The 1,871-nt window shown below is 36.1% G+C and carries 1 protein-coding gene and 1 pseudogene; both read right to left on the minus strand.

All coding sequences use genetic code 11. The annotated features are described in order from the left end of the window. Nucleotides 1–276 precede the first annotated feature (276 nt). Nucleotides 277–836, minus strand: a pseudogene (locus tag BM358_RS26150) (shikimate kinase). Between the two features lie 194 nt (nt 837–1,030). After that, complete coding sequence (locus tag BM358_RS26155; protein WP_143109577.1) at nt 1,031–1,792, minus strand: MFS transporter; 762 nt, start codon at nt 1,790–1,792, stop codon at nt 1,031–1,033. Nucleotides 1,793–1,871 lie beyond the last annotated feature (79 nt).

The raw sequence follows: 1,871 nt of genomic DNA on the forward strand, positions 1-1,871 counted from the left end.
CATTCTCTATTAAAACTTTTTGGTGTTCTAAGGTAATATTGCAGTATTCGCAATTCTCCATTTCTATCTCCTTTAAGTTAATAAGGTTATAAATGTTTTTCAACGCACTTCGAATATTTCACCTAACGTTCCTGTATTCGTGACGCCCAGCATATGCTGGGTGTGTCTGCTGGAATTCCTCCCTGAAATCCATCCGCAGACCAAGGCTCCCTTGGGAGCCGTAGCATGAATATTATGTTATACGAAGGATCATTTCTCTTTGATAGACTCTCTACCTTAAAACTTAAATCTTTCTTTTATCATTTCAGCTACCTGATTTGCTTCCAACCCACTGTTGTTAATCCTTATATAATTTTGTTTAGTAATCTCTCCGGGTAATGAATTCAACCTATGTTTTTCATGAGTTTCAATCAACTCAGCCTCCGACCACTCCACATTTCGTTTAGTTGGTTATGTATCAATCTATTCTCAGTCGTATTTCGTTTTTTTCGTTCTTCCAAGTCGGCCTCTAGTTCAACCAAGTACACGGTTCCTCCTCTCGATTCAAATAGGTTTGAAACCTGCTCAATGTAGTTCCAATCACTTTGAAGATCAAATGCCCATACAAACGTAAATATGAGTCCTTCCAGTTCACTTTTGGACACTTCTTCAAAAATCTCTTGCCTGATTAGACTAACCAGACGCTTTCCGGCAGGTGTGCCGTAATCAAAAAATAGAGACACAAAATCAATAGACATGTGATTATGGAATAGTTTTAAATCTGTTGTTGCTTCTAAACATTGCCCTACTGTCATCTTCCCCACTGCTTGGGGGCCAAAGATTATAACCAACTTCATTTAAATAACCTCCATCAAAAATTTCACTCTATTGATCTTTCGTATAACGTTCCTGTATTCACGACGCTCGACGAAGTCGAGTGTGTCCACAGCAACAGCTTCCTTGAATCAACTTCTGGGACCGAGGGCGTAGCACGATGCGTGAATATTATGTTATAGGATGTCAGCGCCTTCTTCGAACAGCTTCAAACTAATTACTTTATATATTGCTTGAATTTCTGTTCCATTTTAATCAGTTGATCTTCAAAAATTGATATAAGATCATTAATTATTTGAGTTATTTCAGCCTGCACTTGTCGTCTAAAATTAATTGATTCTAAAGATACTCTGGCGTTTGTTCCAAACTCATCATCAGCAATTACGAGTGAAATTAATGGATGGTTAGCTGATTTAAGAATACAGTTGTCTTTTCGTTCTCTGATTTCTTTCATTTTTTCATAAAGAGCGCCGTCAATTTTATTTCCTGATTCTGCAGCCGAACTGATTGTACTTGACATTAAATCAAAATACTCTGACGGGCGTTCATACTGTGCTAAACCTTTAATAAAGTATTCGTTATTATTAAAAGAATCACGCTGACCTTTAAGTTTAAAAAGAACATCCGTCAGAAGTTTAATCTTCTCAGGGAACTCATCAATATATTTTTGCTTCGTTTGTGTGTTAATTGTTTGTCTTACACCAAGATATGTAAATAACCCGCCGATTACTCCACCGAAAATCGCTCCAAAATAACTTGCAAAAAATCCTATCCAAGATTCAGTACTTCCAAATGTAATTGATGTTCTCCATCCCATAAATGATACATTAATGAAGAATGGAAATATTGCTAAAAAAGTAATGACACAGACTAGAGCAATAACAAACTTATTGTTCATATTTTTGTTGTCTCCTAAATAATATTTTCTGTATTTTAATTTTTTAGTTTTTAGCGCTGATTTCCTATAACGTTTGGGCATTCCTGACGTTGACTTCCCTTAGATAGCTCTTATCTTAGGGAAATCAATGTGTCACCTGAATCTTCTTCTTCGAGATACC

Source organism: Paenibacillus sp. cl130 (assembly GCF_900116035.1).
In the GTDB taxonomy this organism is placed as follows: domain Bacteria; phylum Bacillota; class Bacilli; order Paenibacillales; family Paenibacillaceae; genus Paenibacillus; species Paenibacillus polymyxa_B.

Excerpts from the sequence above, each read along its gene's own strand:
- BM358_RS26155 (WP_143109577.1), bottom strand. The coding sequence starts at position 1,792 with ATGCCCAAACGTTATAGGAAATCAGCGCTAAAAACTAAAAAATTAAAA.